Source organism: Pelagibacterium lentulum (assembly GCF_003992625.1).
GTDB classification, from domain to species: Bacteria; Pseudomonadota; Alphaproteobacteria; order Rhizobiales; family Devosiaceae; genus Pelagibacterium; species Pelagibacterium lentulum.
In genome coordinates this window covers 250,540-274,221 of the sequence record NZ_RZMW01000037.1, presented here as the reverse complement: position 1 = coordinate 274,221, position 23,682 = coordinate 250,540, and the positions used below count along the sequence as shown (strand labels likewise).

Genomic DNA, 23,682 nt, shown 5'->3' with positions numbered 1-23,682 from the left:
GTCTTTCCTCCTCCTCCCTTTGGGCGCGCTTGATGTTCCCTCCTTTCAAGAGGCTTGCCTCTTGAGACTGGCCCCGCTCTCCCCTCGAGCGGGGCTATTTTTTTGCCTTTGCCATAAAGACTATTTATTAGGCGCTATTTTTTACCGCCGAAAATTTCATCACCACTCTGCCCGTTTTGACCTCTGCAGAAAATGCATGGCAGCTATGCCAAAAGACTACTTTTCAAGTCGTGATTAGATTGGCATATATCGGTCGTCAACTGAGCAGCGCGCTTTCTCCTCCTCCCTAAGCCCCCTGCGAAGTGACACATAGAGCGGCAAGGGTATCTCCTCCTCCCACCTGATCCGCTCCACCGGCCGCGATCGAATCCTCCTCCCTCGATTACGGCCGACAGTTTAAGGCTCCACCCCCTCCTCCCGGGTGGAGCCTTTTTCTTGCTCAATTTTTGACCACAACTCGACATCTGCCTAATGCATGGCAGGTATGCGCTATTGCGCATTGTCCCAAACCGGCTCATGGCACATATTCGTCTTGTCAGCGGGCGACGCGCCTTCTCCTCCTCCCTAGGCCCCTCGCCACTGACACCGAACAGGCGACGTATCCTCCTCCCACGGACCCTGTTCACCCGGCCGTCGCCGTATCCTCCTCCCACGGAGCGGCCGTAAACTTTGAGATTAGGGCTATGCCCGATATCAAGGCTCCGTCTTTGACGGAGCCTCTTTTTTTGCCCGATTGGGCCGCACTGGATCACACGCCTACTTTTCTGCCACCCCGATCTGTCGTATTCGCAGACATAAAGGTCGTGGGACAGGAGATATCGGCATCATGCAAGCACTCGTACTGGAAAAAACACGCCAGCTTTCCCTGCGCGAGATCGATCTCCCGCTCGACATGGGGGCTGACGATGTAACCATTGCCATCGATACCGTCGGCATTTGCGGTTCCGATGTCCATTATTTCACCCACGGCCGCATCGGACCCTATGTCGTCAACGCGCCCATGGTGCTGGGCCATGAAGCCGCGGGCACCGTCACCGCCATTGGCGCGAACGTGAAAACGCTCAAGGTCGGCGATCGCGTCTGTATGGAGCCAGGCATTCCCGATCCCAGTTCGCGCGCCACGCGCCTTGGTCTTTACAACGTGGATCCCGAAGTCGTTTTTTGGGCTACCCCGCCGGTCCATGGCTGCCTGACCCCGCAGGTCGTTCACCCCGCAGCCTTCACGTTTAAGCTGCCCGGCAACGTATCTTTTGCCGAAGGCGCGATGATCGAACCGCTCGCCGTGGGGATGCAGGCCGCAGCCAAGGCTAAAATCGCACCGGGCGATACCGCGCTTGTCATCGGTGCCGGCCCCATCGGCATTCTCACGGCCCTTGCGGCCCTTGCAGGCGGCTGCGCCCGCGTTCTCATTTCAGACCTGCAAAAGACAAAACTCGACATCGCCGCCCAATATCCAGGCATCACCCCGGTCGATATTTCAAAGGAAAATCTCAAAACCGTTATCGACGAGACCACCAAGGGTTGGGGTGTGGATGTGATCTTTGAAGCCAGCGGCAGCCCAAAGGCCTTCGAGGGCATTTTCGATCTTGTAAGGCCCTCCGGCGTGGTTGTGTTGGTCGGAATGCCTGTTGCGCCCGTCACATTCGATGTGGTCGGCGCGCAGGCCCGCGAAATCCGCATCGAAAGCGTATTCCGTTATGCGCACGTCTTTGACCGCGCACTTGAATTGATCGCCTCGGGCAAGATCGACGTCAAACCGCTCATCACCGAAACCTTCCCCTTCGATCAGTCGATTGCCGCCTTCGAGCGCGCCGCCGAGGGCCGCCCCGGCGACGTCAAGCTGCAGATTAAATTGGCCAAATAGCTACTCCACACCTGCGCAGAACGCCTCGATGCGGTTCATCGCTTCCGTCAGTTCCGCATCCGAGGCGGCGTAGGAAATGCGGAAGTGCCCAGCCAGCCCGAATGCACTGCCATGCACAAGCGCGACGCCATTTTCCTCAAGCAGCGCCATCACGACATCTTCATCGGTCTCAAGCGCGCGTCCCCCGGCGCTGGTCTTGCCCAATAGCGCCTTGCAGGACGGAAACACATAGAACGCGCCTTCCGGTGTAAGGCATTCCAGCCCTTCGCAGCCATTGAGCCGTTCCACCACCATGTCCCGCCGTTGCTGGAACACCGCGCGCCACTCGGCCAGAAATGCCTGCGGTCCGTTGAGCGCCTCGACCGCCGCCCATTGCGAAATCGAGCACGGATTTGTCGTTGATTGACCCTGCAACTTGGTCATGGCCTTGAGAATTTCACGCGGCCCGGTGCAATAGCCGATCCGCCAGCCGGTCATGGCATGGGACTTTGAAACCCCGTTCATGGTCAGGGTACGGCCAGCAAGCCGCGGCTCAACTTCCGCGATTGTCGCAAATGTCCGGCCGTCATAGACCAGCACTTCATAGATGTCGTCGGTGAGAATATGCACATGGTCGTGGCGCACCAGCACATCGGCCAATGCCTTGAGTTCATCTGCCGTATAGGCCGCGCCCGAGGGGTTGGACGGCGTGTTTAGCAGCAGCCATTTCGTCCTGGGCGAAATGGCCTGCTCCAGAACCTTTGGCGTCAGCTTGAACCCTGTTTCCTGGCTTGCATGGGCAAAAACCGGTTCGGCACCGGCCAGTCGCACGATTTCGGGATAGCTCACCCAATAGGGCACCGGCACCACCACTTCATCGCCGGGATTGAGCGTTGCCAAGAGCGCGTTATAGATGATCTGCTTGCCGCCCGAGGAAACAAAGCAATCGTCCGGGGTAACGTCGAGCTTGTTATCGCGCCGGAACTTTTCCGCCACCGCCTGCTTGAGTTCGGCAATGCCATCCACATTGGTGTAGCGCGTCTTTCCTGCCTCAATCGCTGCTATTCCGGCCTTGCGGACATGCTCGGGCGTATCGAAGTCTGGCTCCCCGGCCGAAAGCGCAATCACGTCCCTTCCCGCCTGCGCCATCTGCCGCGCCAACTGGCTGATCCCCACGGTTGCTGAAGGCTGCACGCGCCCAAGCGCATCTGACAGCAGACCCATAATTTTCTCTCCCGGAAACAAAAACGACTGGCTATCAGCCTCTTACGCCACAAGCTGCCGCCCGTGCAAGGATGCAGCAGGCACCGACGAAAGAACGATGTCGTTCCTCAATATCAGAACTTGCGTATTTTGTTTTCGCCGGGCAAGCTGAACCATATTGGCTGAGGAGGAATTGCCATGTTTGTAGAGTCCATCCTTTCATCCAAGGGCGGCGACGTTTATTCGGTCGCTACCAGCGCGACCGTTTCTGAACTTGTCGACATGCTCGCCAAGCACAATATCGGTGCCGTGCTGGTACTGGACGACGAGGGAAACACAGCCGGCATCATTTCCGAACGCGATGTGGTCCGGCAACTGGCGCGCGCGTCCGAGGGCATTATGTCAAAGCCGGTTTCAGCGCTTATGACCAAGGCCCTCAAGACCTGCAAACCCACCGATACGCTCGATACGGTAATGGGCATCATGACTCGCGGGCGCTTCCGCCACCTGCCCGTCATGGAAAACGGTCGCCTTGTCGGCATCATCTCAATCGGTGACGTCGTAAAGCGCAAGATCGAGGAAGTCGAACACGAAACCGAAGTGCTACGTGAATACATCGCAAGCTGAAGGCTGGGCGGCGATCGCAGTCCTCGACATCTGACATGTTAGCACTTGCTCCCGACCCCTCCGGCGCCTAGAAATAGGCGCAAGCCTGTCTTGTTTCGGATTCTTTCATGTCGTCTGTGCCCCTTGCTTTGCCTATCGCCGACGTTCGCGCGTTTTTTCCGGCCTTTAGCGAACCGTCGCTCGATGGTTGGGGCTTTTTTGAAAACGCTGGTGGCTCTTATACAGCCCGGCACGTGCTTGACAGGCTCTACAGCTTTTATACCGGCACCAAGGTTCAGCCCTATAGCGCCTATCCCGCCTCGATTGATGGCGGCGCGGCGATGGACATGGCCTATACCCGCCTGGCGCTGGCACTCAATGTCGAACCCGATGCCATCCATTTCGGCCCTTCGACCTCGGCCAATTCCTACGTGCTGGCAAACGCCTTCGATCAGTTGTTCCAGCCGGGCGATACGATCATCGTTACCGATCAGGACCACGAAGCCAATTCCGGCGCCTGGCGCAAGCTGGCGGACATGGGCATCACAATTCGCGAATGGCAGGTCGATCCGGTAAGCGGCAATCTCGATCCGTCCCGGCTCGATACGCTGCTCGATGAAAGCGTGCGGCTTGTCGCTTTCCCCCATTGCTCCAATATCGTTGGCGAGATCAACCCGGTTGCTGAAATCTGCGCCACGCTCAAGGCCGCCAATATCGTCAGCGTCGTCGATGGTGTTTCCTACGCGCCGCATGGCTTGCCCGATGTTAAGGCCCTGGGCGCCGACATCTACCTGTTTTCGGCCTATAAAACCTATGGACCTCATCAGGGTATCATGGTCGTGCGACCCGATCTCGCCCGCCAGCTTCCCAATCAGGGCCATTTCTTTAACGCCGATCTTATCCGCAAGCGGCTAACCCCGGCTGGCCCTGACCATGCGCAGATCGCGGCATGTACCGGCATTGCCGATTATCTGGAGGCCCTCGCCGCGCTTTCGCCGGACGCAAACCAGCCCAACCCGTTTCGCCGCGCGGAAACCCTTATACACCAACAGGAACAGGCCCTGCTCGCCCCGCTCATGGATTACCTGGGAGCGCGCCGCAATCTGCGCGTCATCGGCCCGCTCGATGGCACCAAGCGCGCGCCCACGATCTCAATTGCCCTCGATGAACCGGGACTGGAGGCCGCAAAGCGGCTCGCCAAACACAAGATCATGGCCTCGGGCGGGCATTTCTATGCCTGGCGTCTGCTCAAGGCGCTTGGCCTCAACCCGGAAGCCGGTGTCCTGCGCCTGAGCTTTGTCCATTATACCTGCCCGGAAGAAATCGAACGGCTGATTAAGGCATTGGACGCCGAGATCTGATCAGTTGCTGACCCGGTTCAGCTCGATGCTTTCGCAGATGACAAACAACGCGCAGGCATCCAATTGCATCCGATCCTCGCTGATCACTTTCAGCGTGCCATCGAAATTGAACCCTTCGAGCGTGATGCGTCCGCGCCATACGCCCTCGCGCACCGGCATGGCTTCGTTGATGAGATAGGTATTGAGATATTTGCTGTTGCGCGCATCGATCTTGTCGTCCTGAATCCAGATCAGTTCCGCGCACAGAAAATGATTGGCCTGCCCGCAAGCGGTAAATTCATAGCGGGACTCGCGGTTCTCCGGCTCCCAAACCCCATAGGGGTTGGCGGCGAGCACCGGCGCTGCGACCGCCATACAGGCAACAGTGGCAATCGCCGCAACCATCCTTGCAAACATTATGAGCCTCCATCTGGCAAAAACATCGCGCACAATTGGCACCACCCCGGCTGAATGGTCGATGAACCGGCATGATCTATGCCCAAGAAACGCGTCATATCAATGTCATAGATCACCAGTAAAGTTTGATCGGCAGCACGGCTTAACCCCAGCAAGCTGCTTGAGGTCCGGTGCGCACGGACCTCTTGCCGAACCCCAAATCGGCTCTTTTCTTTCACGGTCGCCATCTTCGGCGACCGTTTTTCTGCTGCACCGCTATTCGGCATCGTCATTTGGCTGTGGATCGTTTCAGCTTTTGCGCCGCATTCATGGATTCGCGCATTAAAAGAGCGGCCTACCTCTCCGACCAGAAGCACGCATGGCCAAGCTTTATTTCTCATACGCCGCAATGAATGCCGGTAAATCCACAATGCTTTTACAGGCGTCGCACAATTATCGCGAGCGCGGTATGCAAACCCTGCTTTTCACGGCCGCCTTTGATGATCGCGCCGGTCGTGGTGTCATCGCGTCGCGTATTGGCGTTGCAAGTGAAGCCTTGCTTTTTTCTCCAGATGACGACCTCTTCGCCGTCATTGAGCGCGAGATTGCAAAAGACAATCTGGCCTGCATCTTTTTCGATGAGGCCCAGTTTCTGACACCCGAGCAGGTCTGGCAACTGGCGCGCGTTGCCGACAGGCTCAACGTGCCGGTGATGTGCTACGGCCTGCGCACCGATTTTCAGGGCAAGCTCTTTCCCGGCTCGGCCGAATTGCTCGCCATTGCCGACAACCTGCGCGAAATCCGCACCATCTGCTCGTGCGGCGCCAAGGCCACAATGGTCATCCGCCTGGGCGCCGATGGCAAACCCTTGCTCGAAGGCGAACAGGTCGACATTGGCGGCAATGAGAAATACGTTTCCCTGTGCCGCCGTCACTGGGAAGAGCAGGTTGGCCGCTGGGCCCGTAACCGGTCAATGAAAGGATCTGCATAAAATGAGCACTGTGGAAACCACTTCCGAACCGCGCGGAGCCATGACCATCCGCACCATGCCGATGCCCGCCGATACAAACGCTGCAGGCGACATTTTCGGTGGCTGGGTCATGAGCCAGATGGATATTGCCGGCGCCATTGCCGCCGTCGAACATGTGGGCGGGCGTGTCGCGACCGTGGCTGTCGAAGCCATGAACTTTATTGCACCGGTTCAGGTTGGCGATGTCTTCTGCGTCTATACATGGGTCGAGCGCATCGGAAACACCTCAATCACCATCGGCATGGAAGCCTGGACCAAGTCTCGCCATTCGCCCATCCGCCGCAAGGTTACTCAGGGCCACTTCATCTATGTTGCGCTCACCGATGAGGGTCAGAAGCGCGCCATAGGCGATCAACCCATCAACCTATAGAGCGCGCCGAGAACTGCGGCCCTTTTTCAATCAGGATCGCAACTCCAGCGTCCCCAGTAGTTCTGCGTAATGCTCGCGCTCGCGGATCGCGACTGGCAGGGACAGGACGGTTTCGACCTGCTCCCGCGTAGGCCGTTTTTCAAAATGCAACGCGAACTGCGCGCCAAGACTCATTCTGCGGTTCTCGGCAGGCAGATAGGCAATTGCCTGCCCTGCTTCTGCTTGTCCCTGCGCAATCACCCGTGCATAGGCACCTGGCCGCCCGGCATCGCGGAACCGCTTGACGAATGCAGGATCGCCCATCTTGGCAGCAAAGGTGTTGCACGGCACCCGCGGCGCAGTGATCTCAAGCGTGACATTGCCAAACTTGAGCCTGTCGCCCGCACATAAAGTTGCGCTTTCCACGCCCTCGATCGTCAGGTTCTCGCCAAATAACCCCGCCTCGACATCGATCCCGTCGTCGGCCCAGAAAGCATAATCATCCATGGTGTAGAGATAAACGGCCTGATCCGGGCCGCCGTGATGCTTGCGATTAACAATAGCGTCCCCTTCCAGGCCTAGCCGGTCGATCTCGACCGGGCCGCTGACAGGTCGCTTGAATATACCGCTTTTCTTTTCGGGGCGCGTCGGGTCGTAAGACTGCTTCCGGCCAATATTGACGCTGATCAATTTCATTTCGCGCTCCCTTTTATACCCATCGTTGTTCTCCAGCAGCATCCCTTAACTTCCCGTTCATATCGGGTTCAACTCACGCAATATAGACTTCACGATCATAAGTTACCGCTTGCCTCTGAAGAAAAACGGCAAGTGAACGGAACAATTGGCGACGAGATGGATTTGACATCTTATGCGCCTCGCAAGGAGAGCATCATGTTTATGCGCAAATATACAACCGTAGCGATTGTTGCCATAATGGCGCTGTTCGTCTCGGTTTCGGGCGCGATGGCCTATCAGGCCGCCGCCTCCACTTCACTCAATGTCCGCTCCGGCCCCGGCACCAACTTTGGCGTCGTTGGCGTGCTCCAGACCAATCAGGTCGTTAATGTGCTCGAATGTAACGCATCCAATACATGGTGCCGCATTCAGGATCGCACCACCCGGGGCTGGGCCTCGGCGCGTTATCTGCAGCCCATTTCCGGCACGGTCCCATCTCGGCCCGGCGTCAGCCAGCCGAATGTCGGCATAACCATCGGCGGCGACGGCTTCAGCTTTTCTTTCGGCACCGGCCCGCGCGCGCAAGTCTGCTTTTATGAGCGCCCCAACTATTCCGGCCGGAGCTTCTGCGCCCGTCCCGGCAGCACCAACCGTATGCTGGATCGCAACTGGATCGATCGCATCAGTTCCATCCGCGTTGATGGCAATGCACAGGCCATCATCTGCACCCGCCCCGGCCTGCGTGGGAATTGCGTAACAGTCGATCGCTCGGTGCGTCATTTGGGCCGCTTCGCCAACACCACCGCTTCCTACCGTATTCGCTAAACCTACCTTCTTGGCGAACGATCAACGGCCCCGCATCTGTCGGGGCCGAATTCTTTGCGCCCATCAAACTTGAGCAGGAAGTTTGTGGAAATCCGGCCCCGAAACTGTTGCAATATTGCAATAGTTCCTGGTTGATTCGCTTAAATCGACCAAAATCACATTTGCGTCATCTTTGGTCTAAGTCTGGTCACATGCACGTGTAGAACGCCCTGATCATTAATAATTAGGGCAACCAGAACAATGCCGTTTGCAAAAAGCGCTATATGCGCGGCAATACTGACTTTAGGGGTCCTTCCGGCCACTGTTTCTTCTCTCTCAGCACGCGAAACCGTTGCTGTCGTCCAGACCATAAATGGCACCGCCTCCTGGTATGGCGGCAAATTTCATGGGCGCCGCACCGCCAATGGCGAAACCTACAACATGCATGCGCTGACTGCTGCGCATCCTTCACTTCCGTTCGGCACCCAGGTGGTCGTCACCAATCAGAACAATGGCCGCACCGTCGTTGTCCGCATCAATGATCGCGGACCCTTTACCGGCGGCCGCATTATCGATCTGTCGCACAAGGCGGCAAATCAGATCGGCATGATCAATTCCGGTACTGCGCGTGTCACTCTTGAAGTGCTTGGCGGCGTCTAAAATCAAATAATGCGCGTTGGCTCGGCCAGCATCCGGTCAGCCACGCGCGCAAATTTGTCCGCTTCGTTTGCATTGGTCTTGCCCATGCCCGAAAGGATGAACAACACTTTCCACAGCACCCAGGCACGTCCGCGTAACCAGGTCGCGTCATCGAGATCGACTGCCTGCGCAAAGACCGTGCGCGCCTCTCCCTCCAGAGAGGTCCATGCAATGTAAAGATCGCAGGCAGGGTCGCCGACCCCCAATGAGCCGAAGTCGATCACCGCAGCCAATCGCCCATCGCGGACAATCAGATTGCCTGGCGCAACATCGCCATGCAGCCACACCGGCCGGCCGGCAAATCTCGCGTCAAGGCCTGCCTCCCAGATCGCGGTCGCGGCACGCTGATCGATCCGCCCTTCAAGCCGCCTTATCGCCTCGCGTGTCTGACTGTCATAGACTGCTGGCGGGCATCCCCGATAAAAATTGTGCTTTCCGGCAGCCGGACCGCCCGTGGCATCCACATCTCGCAAAGCCCTCAGAAACCTTGCCAGGTCGCGAGCGAGCTGGACATTATCGACCGTCTCGACCTGCGCGAGACTGTCCCCTTCAATCCATCGATAGACCGACCAGGGAAAGGGATAATATTCACCCGGCTCTCCAAACGCCAATGGATGCGGGACGGTCAGGGAAAGATGCCTGGCCAGATACGGCAGCCAGCGCCGCTCTTTCTCGATTTGCGCAACATAGCGTTCAGCGCTGGGAAGACGCACCAGCATATCATTGCCCAGATGAAACGTGCTGTTGTCCCATCCGCTATGGGCCACGGGGCGCACGGGCAGGTCCGCCCATTGCGGGAACTGGTGCGCAACCAGCTTTTGCACTGTTTCGGAATCGATTTGCCGCCGATCATCAACCATAACGCACCTTGCTCGTTGAGCAGTTTTCAACAACCCAGGTTGAACATAAACCTAAAATTTACCGACAATTTTAATTTCCCGCACAAGGTCTGGTTAAGCGCGCATACTGGTCCGCGCTGCTTGCAAAGCCACGGAGACAACCTCGGCAAACCTGCAGCACAGGGGGCATTATGCGGACCGGCGACGGTCCAGACCAAACGTTTGTGGGGTGTGTAATGTCGGAAAAACTCTCGACCCAGAAATTTGTCTCTATGACCATTGCCGCACTTGCGGGAACGGCCATGTGCGGCCTTTTCGCGATGGTGCTTTTGGCCACCGGTGCGCTGGCCGCATGAACCGCAATAAGAACGAGACCGGCCTCGATTAAAGACCGGTCTCACGTTTTTCACTATAGCGCGGCGTCAGGCTGCTGCCCAACGCTCCTCACTGTCATCGGCTTGCGCAAATGTCGTATTCTTGTCGATGGTGAAAATCTCCACGATCCGGTCAAGAGCCGAAGCCTGCGCTTCGGTCTGCTCAATCGCCGCATTGGTTTCTTCCACCAGCGCCGCATTGTGCTGGGTCATCTCGTCCATCTGCTGAACCGCAACCCGAACCTCGCCGATCGCAGCGCTTTGCTCCTGGTTCGCTTCTGCGATTTCCTGCATCAACGCGCTGTTTTCCTTCACTGCGGCCAGAATGTCAGTCAGTTTGGCAGCAGCCTCGGCCACCAGCTTCGACCCGCCGCTGACTTCATTTGCACTCTGCTCGATCAACGCCTTGACTTCACCCGAAGCATTGGCGGCCGATTGTGCCAGCCTGCGCACCTCAATCGCCACAACGGCAAACCCCTTGCCTGCTTCACCCGCTCGCGCTGCCTCGACCGAAGCATTGAGCGCCAGCAGGTTGGTCTGAAAGGCGATATCGTCGATCATGCCGATAATGTCGGAGATCTTGTCCGACGACGACGTGATCCGCTGCATGGCGGTTGTGGCATTGCCCATCACAACCCCGCCTTCATTGGCAAGCTGTGCCGCAGATTGGCTCTTGTTAAAGGCAACGTCCGCCTTTTCGGCATTGCCGTGAACAGCCGAGGCCAACTGCTCGATGGCCGCCGACGTTTCTTCAATTGCGGCTGCCTGCTTGGTGGTACGGCCGGAAAGATCGTTGGCACCGGCAAGAATTTCCCCGGTTGCCGTCTTCAACCCCCGCGACGTTGCCCGCAGCTTGCCGACAATCTCGGTCAGGTTGTCCGCTACCGCATTGGTGTCTTCGCGCAGCGCCGCAAAAGCGCCGCGATAGGTGCCTTCCATGCGCTGCGTCAGATCGGTACGCGCAAGCGCCGAAAGCACCTGGCCTGCTTCTGCCAGACCGGCATTGACAGTATCGAGCATGGAATTGAAGTTCGCCACAACGCGGTCGATATCCTTGTCGCCGAACTCCTCGCGGATGCGCTTTGTGAAATCGCCATCGGCACACGCTTCGATCACCGTATCGAAGGCCAACTGGAACCGCTCCATCATCTGGGCGCGGGCAGCAGCGGCCTGCGCATTGATCGCGCGCTCGGCTTCAGCCGCTTCCATGGCCTGCCCATTGGCGCGGAACACTTGCAGCGCCTTGGCCATCTGGCCCAGCTCGTGCTCGTTGTCGGTGCCCGAGATTTCCATGTTGAACTCGCCATCGGCCAGCCGTCGCATCAGTGCTGTCATTCCGGCAATTGCGCTTGAAAGCCAGCGCCCCATGGCAATCGCCAGAGCGATGCCGAGGACCAGTGCCAGCGCGGCAACGCCGATAACCAGTGCGCTTCCGAACTGCGCCCCCTCAACACCGGCCGGACCAAGCGTATTCTGCCGTTCGGTCGACCGCGCATAGAGCGCATCATAGACTTCCTGTATCTGGGGGCCAATGGCATCGAGCTGTTGGGAGGCCGAGATCTGGCCGGTAATGTTCATGGCCTGCTGTGCCGCAATAAGATTCTGCACCGTCTCGAAATACTGCTGGCCCAGCGTTTCTGCCACTGCCAGATCCGCCAGCGCGATCTCGTTGCCCGCAAACAGTTCCAGGACTGATGCATCGCTGGTGGCAAACCGCTCGGCCGCCGCCAGAACTGCCTCGCCCAGTTCAGGGCTGGAATTCAGCCGGTAGGAAACGCTCAGCCGGCGGACCGTCGCCAGCTCGGTTGCATATTGACTGACCAGCAGCGCCTGACGCGCAGCCAATCTGTATTCGTTGAAGATACCTGAAACGGTCTGCACCCCGTAAACGCCGATAGCGCCGGTTGTGACCATGAGAAAAATAATGAGCCCGAAGGCGCCATAAACCCTGAAGGCAACAGTTAACTTGGAAAACATCTGTCCGAACCGGTTTTACGTTCAACCCTTGCAGCCCGCAGGCAGAGCGCCATGCGAAAATGCCCCTCTTGAAAGGCTCCAAACCTTTTTGGCAACGAACGGAAAATCATTCACGACATCGGTGCCGGAAAGCCTTGTAGCCCAATCCAGGCAGACCCGCTCCTGACGCTGGCCACCCAAACCGGTTTAGACGCTATGCTCAAGCATTTAAATTTCAGTCAACATTGACCATTAATTGCGCTGGGCACTATTAGCCTTGTATTTGTCCGCCGAGCACTTCAAACACCCTATCGTCAAGAGATTGGGAAACATTGAATCTTAAAAAGCCCCTCGCGGCCTGCGAAACGCTGAAAGCATTTCCCGGCGCCAGCACGATATTTTTTGCCAGTGCCGCCCGCGCGACATCGGCCGCATCCAGTCCCTCGGGCAATTGGCACCACAAAAACATCCCGGCTTGCGGATAAAGCCACGGCGCGATCCCGATGGCTTGGAGTCTTTCCGCCACCTGCGTCATGGCTTGGGCGAGCCGCGCGCGCAATCTCTCCATATGCCTGCGATATCCCCCATCGCTGAGCACGCTCAGCACCAGTTCCGCATTTAGCCGCCCGCCGCCAAACGATGTCGCAATCTTCAGATCGATAAGGTTCTCGATCCATTGGGGCCGCGCCGTGATATAGCCGCTCCGCGCGGATGCCGAGAGCGTCTTGGAAAAGCTGCCGATCGAGACAACCCGATCCAGCCCATCAAAGGCTGCAAGACGCGGCGCCGGGCTATGCTCGAAATCGGCAAAAATATCGTCTTCGATGATCGTCAGTCCGAACTGTTCGGCCAGTTTCAGCAGTCGGTGCGCCACAACCGGAGACAGCATTGCGCCGGTCGGATTATGAATGCCTGCATTTGTAATATAAAGCCGCGGCCTGTGCGCCTCCAGCATCTGCTCCATGGCATCGATATCGGGTCCCGCCGGCGTCATGGGCACGCCCACCATCTTGGCCCGATGCGCGCGCAGCAACGCCTGGAAATTGAAATAGCACGGATCGTCGACCATCACCGTATCGCCCGGCTCCAGCAAAAACCTGCATAACAGGTCGATCGCCTGTGTCCCCGATTCCGTGAGGATGATCTGATCGGGCGCACATTCTATCGCCCGGCCTGCCAGTCGTTGCGACAAAAGCTGCCGCAACCCCGGCGATCCCAATGGCGACCCATAGTCGCCCAGCACCGGCGCCTCCGCCCGCGAGAGCGCGCGCAACGCCTTGCGCAGCGGTTCTTCCGGCAACCATGACGGGGGCAACCATCCACAGCCAGGCTTTAACATCGCATCTCCGGCTTCCAGCGATTGCCGGGAAATCCAGAACGGATCGATCTCGCGGTCGAGCTTCGGCCCGATCTCGGCGAGCGAGAGCGGTACGCTCTGGTTGGCAACGAAAAATCCCGACCCGCGCCGCGCATGGATCAGCCCTTCGGCCACCAGCCGCTCATAGGCGTCGACCACGGTGGACGGCGACACGCCCAATGTCTGTGCAAATCCCCGTATCGAGGGCAACTTGCCGCCCGGCAAAAGACTGCGCCCGGCAATCCGCTGCCGGATCACCTCCATTGTCGTCTCAACCTTGCTTTTGCTATCCACAACCATCTGTACTGCACCCGATACCATAACAGTTTGCGCAAACTGTATCGAACTGTAGCTGGCAAAGCCAGCGCTTCTCGCCCATAGAGCGTGTCCAGCAAAGGTGGAGTGCAACAATGGACCGGACCGTGGCAGGTCTCATCAACGGATTGATTGGCGTTGTGATTTTCAGCGGCTCGCTGCCCGCGACGCGGGTTGCGGTCATGCAGTTCGATCCGGTTTTCCTCACCGCCGCCCGCGCCGCCATTGCCGGATTGCTGGCCGTATGCCTGCTCCTCATCTTCCGCCAGAAGCGCCCTGGACGCAGCGATTTGGTCTCGCTCGCGATTGTCGCTTTCGGCGTCGTGCTGGGCTTCCCCCTGCTGACGGCTCTCGCCCTGCAACACGTCACATCGGCACACTCGATTGTCTTTATTGGCCTCTTGCCTTTGGCCACAGCCATCTTCGGCGTCATGCGTGGGGGAGAGCGGCCCAAACCGGCCTTCTGGATATTCTCGCTGCTTGGCAGCGCCCTGGTCGTCGGCTTTGCGCTCTCGCAGGGCTTTGCCGCCGCTCCCGTTGGCGATGCACTAATGTTGGCCGCCATCGTCGTTTGCGGATTGGGTTATGCGGAGGGCGCGCGCCTTTCGCGCACGCTTGGCGGCTGGCAGGTCATTTCGTGGGCGCTGGTCATATCCTTGCCCATCATGCTCGTGCTGTCGGTAATGCTGATGCCAGCGCGCTTTGACGGGATCGACATGCCGGCATGGCTTTCACTTGCCTATGTCTCGCTCTTTTCCATGCTGATCGGGTTTGTGTTCTGGTATCGCGGATTGGCGCTAGGCGGCATCGCGGCCATCGGCCAGTTGCAGCTTCTCCAGCCCTTCTTCGGCCTCGCGCTGGCCGCAACGCTCCTGCGCGAATCCGTGTCCGCGCTCATGCTGGCCACAACCCTTGCTGTCATCCTGTGCGTCGCGGGCGCGCGAAAGTTCGCGCGTTAGTTAGTTGGAAACGCGGCGTCGAACGCCACCCGCCCCGCTTTGGAAAACCGCACCGCGCGGCTGCCCGCCTCCCGATCCACCCATCGCTTTTCAAGCAATAGGTCAAACAGCGCCCGCCCCAGCACACCGGCAAGATGTGAACGCCTTTCGCTCCAGTCCAGGCATTCCCGGCATAGCGGCGCACGCCGCCCGGCCAGTTCATGGACCGAAACACCGAGATCGGCAACAAATATGCCGCCTGCCTCAGTGACAGATAGACCGTCCTCGCCAATCTGGAGATAGCCCCGCCGCACAAGCGAGTCATACATCTGCACGCCCGCCTGCCCCGCAAGATGATTGTAGCAAACCCGCGCCGCCCGCAACGCCGCATCGCGCGGTCCTGTCCGGGTGCGCAAATGGCCCTGCGCCACGGCAAATCCCATAAGCGCTTCCAGAACGTCACCGGCTTGCGCCCCTGCCAATGCGAAATATTTGTGCCGCCCCTGCTTGCGCGCCACAACCAGCCCGCCCTCTTCGAGCTTGCGCAAATGCCCCGACGCCGTGGGCATGGCAATGCCAGCCTCCTCGGCAAGCTCGGACGCTGTCAGCGCCTTGCCGGCCATTAGCGCCGTCAGAATATTGGCGCGCGCCGGATCGCCGATCAGCGCCGCCACATGTGCAATGTCAGGACCTTCCTTCATAGTTCGATCCTGACCGAAACATCCGCGCTTGGCAAGCGGCTAGAACGGATGCGCAAATATCGGGAGATCATCATGCTGACTTGCGTAATCCGCTATCATATCGATCCGGCGAAAAAGGCCGATTTCGAACACTATGCCCGCAATTGGGGCGTTGCCAGCCCGCGTTGCGGCGCCGATCTCATCGGCTATTACGCGCCCTATGAAGGCTCCAGCACGCTTGCCTATGGCATCTATAATGTACCCGATCTGGGCTGGTACGAGACCTTCCGCAAGCGCCTCGCAGACGATCCGCTTGGTCGCGAAAATTACGAATTCGTCCAGAAAAACCGCTTCATTCTGAGAGAGGACCGGACCTTTCTCAAGCTGGCCTCCGCCCCGCATGGCAAAAGGGAAACGCCATGATTGCTGTCCTCTTTGAAGTCCATCCCGCAAATGACGGTATGGACCAATATCTCGCCATCGCCCAGCGCCTGAAATCCGACCTTGAGCAAATCGACGGCTTTATCTCCGTCGAGCGCTTCCAGAGCCTCTCGGAGCCGGGAAAATTGCTCTCGCTGTCTTTTTTCCGCGATGAGGATGCCGTACAGGCCTGGCGCAACCTGCCCGTACATCGGGCGGCACAGCAAGCCGGGCGCAGCGGGATTTTCGCCGGGTATCGTTTACGTGTCGCCACCGTCATCCGCGATTATGGCATGACGGAGCGCGCCGAAGCCCCTGCCGACAGTCGCGCGCATCACTCGGGCTGAACCGTGGTGCTCCTCGCCTCCTGCATATCGATCCGCCAGACATAAAGAGCCGAAACAAGTCCTGCCGCCGATGAAAAAAGCATCATGCCCAAAAGCGCATAGGCGCCATTGGTCTCAGTAATCACCAACCCCGTCGCCCAGGTCAGCACAGCACCGCCGCCCACCGTCATCGCGCCGGACAGGCCCGACGCGCTGCCAGCCAGATGCGGACGCACGGACATGGCACCGGCATTGGCGCTGGGCAGGGTCAACCCATTGCCCAGGCCAACGAAAATCGTTGCCCCGAATAATGTCGCGGCATTTACGAAACCAAGCACAAAGAGCATAAGCCCGGCCGCCAGCCCGATACAGGCGACGATGCGCCCCCACATGATCAGGGTGAGAAGCGAATATCTGCGCGCCAGGCGCCCTGAAAGAAAACTGCCAAAGGCAAAGCCCAGCGATATGGTGCCAAGGCACAGCCCCAGAATGGCCGGTGACATGGAAAACAACCGCTCGACCACCAGCGGCGCCCCGGCCAGAAAGGCATAGAACGCCCCGACCGAAAACGCCATGCAGAACGAATAACCCCAGAACCGGCGCGACCGGATCAGCTCAGGATAAGTCCGAAACTGCGCCGTGAATGTCTCCGATGGTGTGACATTGGTTTCGCCCAGATCGGCCCAGCACAGCCAGTAGAGCACGATCCCCATCACCATAAAGGCGTAAAAACTCGCCCGCCAGCCGAAAAATTCCTCAAGCACCCCGCCGAACATCGGGCCAAGCATGGGCGCGAGCGCCATGGCCATGCTGACATAACCCAAAAGGCTGGCCGCCTCCTGCGCGGGAACCATGTCGCGGATCACCGCGCGTGAAAGCGCCATGCCGGAAATGATCGCACCTTGAAGCACGCGGAAAAACAGAAAGGTCCATATGTCGTTGGCCAGCGCACAGCCCAAGGATGCGCCAGCAAAAATGGCAAGGCTCGCCAGCAGCACCGGCCTGCGCCCGAACCGGTCCGAAAGCGGCCCCATTACGATTTGCAGCACCGCCGTTATCGCCAGGTAGCCAGCGATAGAAAGGTTCACAAGACCATAATCGGCCTGCAACGCGCTTGCGATGTTGGGCAGCGACGGCAGGAACATATTGAGCGACAGGATTGAAACCGCCGTCAAAAGGATCAGCGTTATCAACTTTGGCGGGGAATTGGCTGCGGCGAACATGGGGAACCTGTCTGGATTAAAAATGACGCATAAAAAAGCCCCCTGTTCAGGGGGCGTGCATGAACGCTCGGCAGACCAGCGGCTACCGGTTCATGCACACATGCTGCACCACGAGCTTTATGACTGTCATCGGGAATACACCTCCAAGCATACCGACATGCTAGGCCGATGCCTGCGAACCGTCAACGCCGCCAACCTAAACGGCGCGTTCAGAAAGCATTCAGCCGCGCGCCTGTATCCCTTCAAACAACGATGCGAACACGAAATCGTAATCGCATGAAACCATTTCCGAGTTCGCTTCGTTAATGAAGCAGAAAGAATTTGGAATAAGCAAAACGCAGGAGCAGACCATGACAACGCGTAAGATTATTCAGGTAAGTGCCGCCAGCGCAGCAGGCTTTGCAATGCTCACACTGATGACCGTCGTTATGGCTGTTTCGGGCGCCCTCGCCTGATCTGTCCTTTGAATAATCTCATAGAGTTTCCCAATTCCCCCCAAAGTTTCCCATGCCCTCCAAGTCGCCCCGCCGAACTCCTCCCCGGCGGGGCTTTTTTTGAAACAAATAGCTGGCAATGTTCCGTACCGAGAACCGGTTTAGACCACCCGCAATACCCTTGGAAACCTATGCCACGTCCCGCTCCGAGCGGGCCAGCGCGCGTTCCAACGCCGCGATACAGGTCGGGTCATGTGATGCGCCCGCACCTTCCCAAAGGATCGAGAGTGCTTTGGATACCGGCATAGCCTTGCGATAGGGCCGGTCTGCGGTCAGGGCGTCAAAAACGTCTGCCGTCGAGAGGATGCGCGTGTCGAGGTCCAGTTCATCGGCAGTCTTGCCATTGGGATAGCCTTTGCCGTCCAACCGCTCGTGATGGGCACCGGCCACCACTGCAAGATCGGCGAAAGCTCCGATGCGTGAGAGAATGTCCTCGGACAGCCGCGCATGGTCGCGCATCGATACCCATTCATCGTCATCAAGTTTGCCAGGCTTGTCGAGCACGCTGTTGGAAACGCCCAGTTTGCCAATATCATGCAGCAGCGCCGCGCGCTTCAGCCAGCGACGTCGGGCAGCGTGATAGCCCATTTCCTCGGCAATGAGATCTGAAAAGACCGCCACCCGCTCACTATGGCCTGAGGTAAAGGAGCTCTTGGCGTCGATCACCTGGGCGAAGGCCCGCGCAATATCATCGAGATAATTTTCATCGGCCACCGCATCCTGCTGGCCCGGTTCGAGGTCGAGCACGACCGCTTCGATATCGGGGCGCGATAGAATGGTCCAGAACTCGGCATCGGCCGCCACCTCGCAGAACGCAAAGACCACCGCCGGATCGAACCAGGTGCCCGCGCGCGATTTGATCTCGGCTAATGCCGCATCCGGCCCCCCGGCCATGTAAAACACGTCGGCCACCTGCGCCAGCAGCGCAATTCTGGCAAAAAGCGAAATTTCGGTGCCGATCTTGCCCATGGGTTTGCCGGCGCCGTTCCATTGCTCGTCCAGATCGATGATGGCCTGAGCCACGTCTTCGGAAAACCGCATTTGCCGCGCAATCGCCGCACCGCGTTGGCAGCGTGTTTCAATCAGGCTGGTAACGATCTCGCCGCCATTACGCATGATGTTGACAACAGAGCGGAACCGCTCGGCCAATCCGGCCTCGGCGCCGGTATGGGCGATAACGAAACGCAGCACCTGCGGCAGACTGCCATCGAGATGCTTGAAGTCTCGCTTGAACGTCAGATCGTCGGCCAGATACAGTTCACAAATGCGTGCTGCATTTGACGAGCAGCCCAGATCCTTGAGCAGCAGCGTGTAATAGAGATCGCGCAGCGCCGCTTCGTCCAGCCCCAGATTGCGCCCGACATGCACTCCGATCCAGCAACAACGGACACAATGGCCCGGCGGCTGCCCCTCGGTAATATCGAGCGCGCGGCTCAGCGCACCCAACACCTCCGCCAAACGCACCGAACCGTCCATCTCACGTCCCCTTATAAGCAATTCCACTTAGCCTATGCCGGCAAGATCAAAGACGGCGTTAACACCGGCGTTCCTGAGACAATCCGCGTTCGGTCCCATTTGCGCGTCACGCCGGTTCACAGAACCCGTTTCAGCCGAAGGCTTCAAACACCGCGCGGATTCGCGCCGTATGTCGCAATTCCTGAGGAGCCAGCAACCAGATGTCGACCGAAAAGGCCGTGTCGTCCGAAATTGGGACCAGATCGGGCTGCTCCACCGCAATGCTTGTTGGCAAGAGTCCAACGCCTGCTCCGGCACCGATTGCGCGCAGCATCATCAGCGGTGTGGGCACGCTCATAAGCGGGTGAACGTTCGGGCATTCCGATTTCATCCAGCGCCCCGCCGGTCCACCGCAGTCCCGACCGTTATAGTCAATCCACGGCAACTGATCGGCGGCCTTGTGCCCAAGCCGTGCAAGCAGCGTTGCATGAGCATAGGGCAGGAAATCGAACCGCCCGATCCTGCGCCCGAAAAGGAATTCGTCTGGCCGGTTTGTCAGCCTTAGCGCCATTTCCGCCTCGCGCCGCGACAGGCTGCGCAACTCCGTGCCAGTCTCGACGCTGAGGTCGATTTCGGGATAGGCCGCGCGAAAGGCAGCGATCCTGCCCATGAAGTGCCACGCCAGCACGTCAACAGTTGTCAGCCGAACCGACCCTACCAACCGTTGATCGCTACCTTTGATGCCGCGCTCCAGCCCGATGATCTCGGCATCGATCCGTTCCGCGCTCTCAAGGACACGCTCACCCGCCGGTGTCGCAATCAGCCCTTCCGGTGCATTCTCGAACAATCGGGTCCCATAATACGCCTCAAGTTGCCGCAACCGGCGCGCTACCGTGGTATGCGCGACCCCGAGCTTACGCGCCGCTGCCGAAAAACTACGGCCGTCCGCCAGCGCTTTTGCCAGCCCGAAATTGGAGACATCCATGAACCACCTGAGCGTTATTGCACATTTCGCCTGCTAAAATGCGCGTTGCTTGAACGGCAACGAACGGACATCTATGCGCTGTTGTCAACCATCCCGGACAAAATTCCATGTTTGTAACTCTCGCCATTCTCGCCACCGGCGCGCTCGTCTTTCTCTCCGCCGCCGTCCAGCACCTCAACACGATCACTGCCAATGGCATCGCCTTCGCTTTTACCGATCGCAGTACCCCGCTTTCACGTGAGGGCTTTACGGGGCGCGCGGCGCGCGTTCTGCAGAACAACCTCGAATCGGCGGCCATGTTCCTGCCTGCGGCGCTCCTGTTATCGACGAACGGCAGCACGATCCCCGACCATGCCAACATCGCCGCTGGTGTATATGTCATCGTCCGCATTGCCTTCACCCTCGCTTACTGGACCGGCCACAACCATCTGCGCTCGCTCTTCTGGGGTCTTGGCATGGCCTCCATCATGGTCGTCACACTCACCGCCCTCCTCACGCTCCTGACATGATCCGTCAGCAGCCCCCGTTCCCTCTCCGTTCCTGCCGTGCTATTGAAACGCGCGAGCGTCCGAACGATATGGTGCCCCATGACCAGCGATAAGAAATCCCAGCAGCCTGTCCGGCGCGAGGACGAGAAAACATCCGGACGGCCTGGCAAGTCTCGTGATCGTGGCGCGACCGACTTCTCCATCGATGATTTCATCAAGGAGATCGAGAAGGCCGAAGACGCCCAGGCTTCCAAACCGCTCTATGCCGAACGCATGCGCAACAAGCGCGCGCTCGATCGCGCTGACGCCAAGGCCGCTGCCGAAGCCGACAAAAAAGCCGCTAAGGGCAAGAAGAATACCCGGAGCGAAGCGACGGGCATGAGCCTCAAAGCCCCAAAGTCGAAAGCCAACTCCGTCGAACGCCCGACCAATCTCGATGGCTTTGCCGAAGGCGCGCAGGCCGGATTTCATACGCCCACCTCCGTGACCAATTCCTCGGCAGGCGTTTCGGCCACCGTTGCCGCGCTGGAAAAGATCATTGCCGAGGGCCGCAAGGAGGTCGAAGGCAACGAGGCGTGGAAACCCCACCGCCCCGCCGCGCTCAAGAAAGACAAGGCCGGCATCCCCTTCAAGCTCGTCACCGAGTACGAGCCGCGCGGCGATCAGCCCACCGCCATTGCAGAACTCGTCGAGGGCGCCAACAATGGCGAGACCGATCAGGTGCTGCTCGGCGTCACCGGCTCGGGCAAGACCTTCACCGCCGCCCAGGTCATCGCCCGCACCAATCGCCCCGCGCTGATCCTTGCCCCCAACAAGACCCTCGCCGCCCAGCTTTATGGCGAGTTCAAGAACTTCTTCCCCGAGAACGCGGTCGAATACTTCGTCTCTTACTACGACTACTACCAGCCCGAGGCCTACGTTCCGCGCACCGATACCTATATCGAGAAGGAATCCACCATCAACGAGCAGATCGACCGGATGCGCCACTCGGCCACCCGCGCGATCCTCGAACGCGACGATGTCATCATCATTGCCTCGGTCTCCTGCATTTACGGTATCGGCTCGGTGGAAGACTACACCACCATGACCATCTGGCTGGAGAAGGGCCAGAAGATCGACCAGCGCGCCCTGCTCGCCGAACTTGTCGCCCTGCAATACAAGCGCGGCGACATGGGCTTTGTGCGCGGCACTTTCCGCGTGCGCGGCGACACCATCGAAGTCTTCCCCGCCCACTATGAGGACACCGCCTGGCGCATCACCCTGTTTGGCGATGAGATCGAAACCATTGCCGAATTCGATCCGCTGACGGGCAAGAAGTCGGTCGAGCTCAACGCCGTCCGCGTCTTTGCCAATTCCCACCACGTCACCACCCGCACCACCATGAATGCGGCGATCAAGGAGATCAAAAAGGAACTCCAGGCCCGCCTGCAGGAACTCAACGGCATGGGCCGCTTTCTTGAGGCCCAGCGCCTCGAGCAGCGCACCCTGTTTGATCTCGAGATGATGGAAGCCACCGGCTCGTGCGCGGGCATCGAAAACTATTCGCGCTACTTTTCTGGCCGCAAGCCCGGCGAGCCGCCCCCGACCCTGTTTGAATATATCCCCGACAACGCGCTGGTCTTCGTTGACGAGAGCCACGTCACCATCGGCCAGTTGGGCGCCATGTATCGCGGCGATCTGCGCCGCAAGGCGACGCTGGCCGAATATGGCTTCCGCCTGCCCTCCTGCATGGACAACCGCCCGCTCCGGTTCGAGGAATGGAACGCCATGCGCCCGCAGACGGTCTATGTCTCGGCCACCCCCGGCTCATGGGAAATGGACCAAACCGGCGGCGTGTTTGCCGAACAGGTCATCCGCCCCACCGGCCTGATCGACCCGGTTGTGGAAATCCGCCCCGCCACCAATCAGGTGGACGATGTGGTGGACGAAATCCGCAAGACCACCGACAAGAATTATCGCACGCTCTTGACCGTGCTGACCAAGAAGATGGCCGAAGACCTCACCGAATATCTGCACGAGCAGGGTATTCGCGTGCGCTACATGCACTCCGACATCGACACCATCGAGCGCATCGAGATCATCCGCGATCTGCGGCTGGGCAATTTCGACGTGCTGGTCGGCATCAACCTGTTGCGTGAGGGTCTGGACATTCCCGAATGCGGGCTGGTCGCCATTCTCGATGCCGACAAGGAAGGCTTTCTGCGCTCCGAAACCTCACTGATCCAGACCATCGGCCGCGCCGCGCGGAACGTGGATGGCAAGGTGATCCTTTACGCCGACCGCATGACCGGCTCGATGGAACGCGCGCTGGCCGAAACCAACCGCCGCCGCGAAAAGCAACTGGCCTATAACGAGGCCAACGGCATCACCCCGCAAAGCGTAAAGGCCCGCATCAACGATATTGTCGACAGCGTTTACGAACGCGATCATGTGTCGGTGAAAATCCGTCCGGGCAAAGACGGCAAGGATACAATGCCCGTCGGCGCCAACCTCGCCGCGGTCATCAAGGATCTTGAGGGCAAAATGCGCGACGCCGCCACCAACCTGGAATTCGAACAGGCCGCCAAGCTCCGCGACGAAATCCGCAAATTGCGAAATCTAGAATTGGAGCAACTTGAGGCTCCGGCAGACACAGACTGATTTCGTCGAGCGAGCGAAGAGCGAGCCGCCGCGCGTGCGGCGCCCCGCCGGAGGGCCAGTGAACGGCATAGCGCGGATTTAGCGCGTCATGCCGTGAACGGTGCGGCCCGTGAGGCAGAATAACAAGACGAGATTAAAAAGCTCCGCGAAATGGAACTGGAGTCGCTGGAGGGCCCGGGTGGCTAATCAGCCCCGTCTACCCTTCTCCCCTTGAGGGACTTCGAACCGGCCAAAGGCAAAATCGCTC

Annotated in this window: 22 protein-coding genes; 12 read left to right on the top strand and 10 right to left on the bottom strand. The window is 59.0% G+C overall.

Features of this window, described 5'->3' with window-relative positions:
• The first annotated feature begins 826 nt into the window (after positions 1 to 826).
• Positions 827 to 1,864 (top strand): NAD(P)-dependent alcohol dehydrogenase, encoded by a 1,038-nt coding sequence (locus tag EO133_RS12035; RefSeq protein ID WP_127072882.1) that lies wholly within the window; start codon positions 827 to 829, stop codon positions 1,862 to 1,864.
• On the opposite strand, the gene EO133_RS12030 is transcribed toward EO133_RS12035, so the two are convergent.
• A complete protein-coding gene (locus EO133_RS12030) occupies positions 1,865 to 3,067 on the bottom strand; it encodes a pyridoxal phosphate-dependent aminotransferase (protein ID WP_127072881.1) in 1,203 nt (400 codons plus the stop codon).
• Positions 3,068 to 3,244: 177 nt separating this feature from the next.
• Here EO133_RS12030 and EO133_RS12025 point away from each other — a divergent pair, with 177 nt between their 5' ends.
• Both EO133_RS12025 and EO133_RS12020 read left to right on the top strand, forming a co-directional pair.
• Positions 3,245 to 3,673 carry a CBS domain-containing protein gene (locus tag EO133_RS12025; RefSeq protein WP_127072880.1) on the top strand — a complete coding sequence of 143 codons (429 nt, stop codon included), beginning with the start codon at positions 3,245 to 3,247 and terminating at the stop codon, positions 3,671 to 3,673.
• 107 nt (positions 3,674 to 3,780) lie between these two features.
• A complete protein-coding gene (locus tag EO133_RS12020; protein WP_127072879.1) occupies positions 3,781 to 5,013 on the top strand; it encodes an aminotransferase class V-fold PLP-dependent enzyme in 1,233 nt (410 codons plus the stop codon).
• Here the strand turns inward: EO133_RS12020 and EO133_RS12015 are convergent, their stop codons facing one another.
• The gene (locus EO133_RS12015) at positions 5,014 to 5,409 is read right to left on the bottom strand and encodes a DUF2147 domain-containing protein (protein ID WP_127072878.1); all 396 of its coding nucleotides are present in this window, start codon (positions 5,407 to 5,409) and stop codon (positions 5,014 to 5,016) included. It abuts the gene before it with no gap.
• Positions 5,410 to 5,767: 358 nt separating this feature from the next.
• Here EO133_RS12015 and EO133_RS12010 point away from each other — a divergent pair, with 358 nt between their 5' ends.
• Entirely contained in the window at positions 5,768 to 6,379 is a 612-nt protein-coding gene (locus EO133_RS12010; protein ID WP_127072877.1) for a thymidine kinase, read from the top strand.
• Position 6,380: 1 nt separating this feature from the next.
• The gene (locus tag EO133_RS12005) at positions 6,381 to 6,788 is read left to right on the top strand and encodes an acyl-CoA thioesterase (protein WP_127072876.1); all 408 of its coding nucleotides are present in this window, start codon (positions 6,381 to 6,383) and stop codon (positions 6,786 to 6,788) included.
• A 30-nt stretch (positions 6,789 to 6,818) separates the two neighbouring features.
• Here the strand turns inward: EO133_RS12005 and EO133_RS12000 are convergent, their stop codons facing one another.
• On the bottom strand, positions 6,819 to 7,463 hold the full coding sequence (locus EO133_RS12000; protein WP_164734991.1) for an MOSC domain-containing protein: 645 nt from the start codon (positions 7,461 to 7,463) through the stop codon (positions 6,819 to 6,821).
• 195 nt (positions 7,464 to 7,658) lie between these two features.
• Between EO133_RS12000 and EO133_RS11995 the strand changes: the two genes are divergently transcribed.
• Together EO133_RS11995 and EO133_RS11990 are read left to right on the top strand one after the other, a co-directional pair.
• On the top strand, positions 7,659 to 8,267 hold the full coding sequence (locus tag EO133_RS11995; protein ID WP_164734990.1) for an SH3 domain-containing protein: 609 nt from the start codon (positions 7,659 to 7,661) through the stop codon (positions 8,265 to 8,267).
• A 240-nt stretch (positions 8,268 to 8,507) separates the two neighbouring features.
• Entirely contained in the window at positions 8,508 to 8,906 is a 399-nt protein-coding gene (locus EO133_RS11990) for a septal ring lytic transglycosylase RlpA family protein (protein WP_127072873.1), read from the top strand.
• A gap of 2 nt (positions 8,907 to 8,908) precedes the next feature.
• On the opposite strand, the gene EO133_RS11985 is transcribed toward EO133_RS11990, so the two are convergent.
• The 3 genes from EO133_RS11985 to EO133_RS11975 form a co-directional block, all read right to left on the bottom strand.
• The gene (locus EO133_RS11985) at positions 8,909 to 9,805 is read right to left on the bottom strand and encodes an aminoglycoside phosphotransferase family protein (RefSeq protein WP_127072872.1); all 897 of its coding nucleotides are present in this window, start codon (positions 9,803 to 9,805) and stop codon (positions 8,909 to 8,911) included.
• A gap of 401 nt (positions 9,806 to 10,206) precedes the next feature.
• On the bottom strand, positions 10,207 to 12,135 hold the full coding sequence (locus tag EO133_RS11980) for a methyl-accepting chemotaxis protein (protein ID WP_127072871.1): 1,929 nt from the start codon (positions 12,133 to 12,135) through the stop codon (positions 10,207 to 10,209).
• A 250-nt stretch (positions 12,136 to 12,385) separates the two neighbouring features.
• Positions 12,386 to 13,792: an aminotransferase-like domain-containing protein gene (locus EO133_RS11975; RefSeq protein WP_127072870.1), complete on the bottom strand. Its 1,407-nt coding sequence runs from the start codon at positions 13,790 to 13,792 to the stop codon at positions 12,386 to 12,388.
• An 89-nt stretch (positions 13,793 to 13,881) separates the two neighbouring features.
• Between EO133_RS11975 and EO133_RS11970 the strand changes: the two genes are divergently transcribed.
• Positions 13,882 to 14,745, top strand: a complete 864-nt coding sequence (locus tag EO133_RS11970) for a DMT family transporter (RefSeq protein WP_127072869.1) — start codon at positions 13,882 to 13,884, stop codon at positions 14,743 to 14,745.
• Here the strand turns inward: EO133_RS11970 and EO133_RS11965 are convergent.
• The gene (locus EO133_RS11965; protein ID WP_127072868.1) at positions 14,742 to 15,425 is read right to left on the bottom strand and encodes an ArsR/SmtB family transcription factor; all 684 of its coding nucleotides are present in this window, start codon (positions 15,423 to 15,425) and stop codon (positions 14,742 to 14,744) included. The genes EO133_RS11970 and EO133_RS11965 overlap by 4 nt on opposite strands.
• A gap of 72 nt (positions 15,426 to 15,497) precedes the next feature.
• Between EO133_RS11965 and EO133_RS11960 the strand changes: the two genes are divergently transcribed.
• Both EO133_RS11960 and EO133_RS11955 read left to right on the top strand, forming a co-directional pair.
• Entirely contained in the window at positions 15,498 to 15,827 is a 330-nt protein-coding gene (locus EO133_RS11960; protein WP_127072867.1) for an NIPSNAP family protein, read from the top strand.
• Complete coding sequence (locus EO133_RS11955) at positions 15,824 to 16,171, top strand: antibiotic biosynthesis monooxygenase family protein (RefSeq protein WP_127072866.1); 348 nt, start codon at positions 15,824 to 15,826, stop codon at positions 16,169 to 16,171. Before EO133_RS11960 ends, EO133_RS11955 begins: the two co-directional genes overlap by 4 nt.
• On the opposite strand, the gene EO133_RS11950 is transcribed toward EO133_RS11955, so the two are convergent.
• The 3 genes from EO133_RS11950 to EO133_RS11940 form a co-directional block, all read right to left on the bottom strand.
• Complete coding sequence (locus EO133_RS11950; protein ID WP_127072865.1) at positions 16,159 to 17,373, bottom strand: multidrug effflux MFS transporter; 1,215 nt, start codon at positions 17,371 to 17,373, stop codon at positions 16,159 to 16,161. The genes EO133_RS11955 and EO133_RS11950 overlap by 13 nt on opposite strands.
• Positions 17,374 to 17,996: 623 nt before the next feature.
• Positions 17,997 to 19,343 carry an HD-GYP domain-containing protein gene (locus EO133_RS11945; RefSeq protein ID WP_127072864.1) on the bottom strand — a complete coding sequence of 449 codons (1,347 nt, stop codon included), beginning with the start codon at positions 19,341 to 19,343 and terminating at the stop codon, positions 17,997 to 17,999.
• A gap of 130 nt (positions 19,344 to 19,473) precedes the next feature.
• Positions 19,474 to 20,307 (bottom strand): LysR family transcriptional regulator, encoded by an 834-nt coding sequence (locus EO133_RS11940; protein WP_127072863.1) that lies wholly within the window; start codon positions 20,305 to 20,307, stop codon positions 19,474 to 19,476.
• 107 nt (positions 20,308 to 20,414) lie between these two features.
• Between EO133_RS11940 and EO133_RS11935 the strand changes: the two genes are divergently transcribed.
• Together EO133_RS11935 and uvrB are read left to right on the top strand one after the other, a co-directional pair.
• On the top strand, positions 20,415 to 20,816 hold the full coding sequence (locus tag EO133_RS11935; RefSeq protein ID WP_127072862.1) for an MAPEG family protein: 402 nt from the start codon (positions 20,415 to 20,417) through the stop codon (positions 20,814 to 20,816).
• A 78-nt stretch (positions 20,817 to 20,894) separates the two neighbouring features.
• Positions 20,895 to 23,435, top strand: coding sequence for an excinuclease ABC subunit UvrB (uvrB, locus tag EO133_RS11930; protein WP_244640677.1), 2,541 nt, complete (start codon positions 20,895 to 20,897; stop codon positions 23,433 to 23,435).
• Positions 23,436 to 23,682: the final 247 nt, after the last annotated feature.

Bases quoted from the DNA above. Each gene is read 5' to 3' on its own strand.
- EO133_RS12000 (WP_164734991.1), bottom strand. From the start codon at position 7,463: ATGAAATTGATCAGCGTCAATATTGGCCGGAAGCAGTCTTACGACCCG.
- EO133_RS12025 (WP_127072880.1), top strand. From the start codon at position 3,245: ATGTTTGTAGAGTCCATCCTTTCATCCAAGGGCGGCGACGTTTATTCG.
- EO133_RS11940 (WP_127072863.1), bottom strand. From the start codon at position 20,307: ATGGATGTCTCCAATTTCGGGCTGGCAAAAGCGCTGGCGGACGGCCGT.
- EO133_RS11945 (WP_127072864.1), bottom strand. From the start codon at position 19,343: ATGGACGGTTCGGTGCGTTTGGCGGAGGTGTTGGGTGCGCTGAGCCGC.
- EO133_RS11960 (WP_127072867.1), top strand. From the start codon at position 15,498: ATGCTGACTTGCGTAATCCGCTATCATATCGATCCGGCGAAAAAGGCC.
- EO133_RS12020 (WP_127072879.1), top strand. From the start codon at position 3,781: ATGTCGTCTGTGCCCCTTGCTTTGCCTATCGCCGACGTTCGCGCGTTT.
- EO133_RS12035 (WP_127072882.1), top strand. From the start codon at position 827: ATGCAAGCACTCGTACTGGAAAAAACACGCCAGCTTTCCCTGCGCGAG.
- EO133_RS11975 (WP_127072870.1), bottom strand. From the start codon at position 13,792: ATGGTATCGGGTGCAGTACAGATGGTTGTGGATAGCAAAAGCAAGGTT.
- EO133_RS11970 (WP_127072869.1), top strand. From the start codon at position 13,882: ATGGACCGGACCGTGGCAGGTCTCATCAACGGATTGATTGGCGTTGTG.
- EO133_RS11990 (WP_127072873.1), top strand. From the start codon at position 8,508: ATGCCGTTTGCAAAAAGCGCTATATGCGCGGCAATACTGACTTTAGGG.
- EO133_RS12015 (WP_127072878.1), bottom strand. From the start codon at position 5,409: ATGTTTGCAAGGATGGTTGCGGCGATTGCCACTGTTGCCTGTATGGCG.
- EO133_RS12030 (WP_127072881.1), bottom strand. From the start codon at position 3,067: ATGGGTCTGCTGTCAGATGCGCTTGGGCGCGTGCAGCCTTCAGCAACC.
- EO133_RS11950 (WP_127072865.1), bottom strand. From the start codon at position 17,373: ATGTTCGCCGCAGCCAATTCCCCGCCAAAGTTGATAACGCTGATCCTT.
- EO133_RS11995 (WP_164734990.1), top strand. From the start codon at position 7,659: ATGTTTATGCGCAAATATACAACCGTAGCGATTGTTGCCATAATGGCG.
- EO133_RS12005 (WP_127072876.1), top strand. From the start codon at position 6,381: ATGAGCACTGTGGAAACCACTTCCGAACCGCGCGGAGCCATGACCATC.
- EO133_RS11935 (WP_127072862.1), top strand. From the start codon at position 20,415: ATGTTTGTAACTCTCGCCATTCTCGCCACCGGCGCGCTCGTCTTTCTC.
- EO133_RS11965 (WP_127072868.1), bottom strand. From the start codon at position 15,425: ATGAAGGAAGGTCCTGACATTGCACATGTGGCGGCGCTGATCGGCGAT.
- EO133_RS11955 (WP_127072866.1), top strand. From the start codon at position 15,824: ATGATTGCTGTCCTCTTTGAAGTCCATCCCGCAAATGACGGTATGGAC.
- EO133_RS11985 (WP_127072872.1), bottom strand. From the start codon at position 9,805: ATGGTTGATGATCGGCGGCAAATCGATTCCGAAACAGTGCAAAAGCTG.
- uvrB (WP_244640677.1), top strand. From the start codon at position 20,895: ATGACCAGCGATAAGAAATCCCAGCAGCCTGTCCGGCGCGAGGACGAG.
- EO133_RS12010 (WP_127072877.1), top strand. From the start codon at position 5,768: ATGGCCAAGCTTTATTTCTCATACGCCGCAATGAATGCCGGTAAATCC.
- EO133_RS11980 (WP_127072871.1), bottom strand. From the start codon at position 12,135: ATGTTTTCCAAGTTAACTGTTGCCTTCAGGGTTTATGGCGCCTTCGGG.